This is a genomic window from Collinsella tanakaei, assembly GCF_016902615.1.
Lineage (GTDB): Bacteria > Actinomycetota > Coriobacteriia > Coriobacteriales > Coriobacteriaceae > Collinsella > Collinsella tanakaei_A.
Genome location: NZ_JACJMB010000088.1, coordinates 1 through 334, shown reverse-complemented (window position 1 = coordinate 334; position 334 = coordinate 1). Strand labels below are relative to the sequence as shown.

The 334-nt window shown below is 72.5% G+C and carries 1 protein-coding gene; it reads right to left on the bottom strand.

Annotation, left to right across the window (positions count from 1 at the left end):
• On the bottom strand, positions 1–237 hold a 237-nt coding region (locus H6A21_RS10835), incomplete at its 3' end, for a helix-turn-helix domain-containing protein (RefSeq protein WP_342636109.1).
• Between the last annotated feature and the right edge of the window lie 97 nt (positions 238–334).

Here is a 334-nt window from a genome sequence, read left to right as displayed (position 1 = left end):
CTGCTCGCGGGTCGCCGGCGCGGCCTTCGCCCCCGATCCCCTCGGCCTGCCCTTCGGCTTTGGCCTGAGGGCCTCCGCGCCGCCCTCGCGGTACAGGCGGCACCATTGCCTCAGCGGAGACAGGCTCGCGATGCCGAAGCGCTCCATCGCCTCGGGCTTGGCCATCCCGCCGTCGACCACGGCGCTCGCCGCGGCCACCTTCGTCTCGAAGTCGTATCGCGCGTGCGTCTTGCCCATGCTCAGCAGGCCGCCCCTCCCCACGGACCGGTGCGTCTGCTGCCATTTTCTCACGGCCTCCTCCGGGATCCCGAGGACCTTGGCGACGGATCCCCGC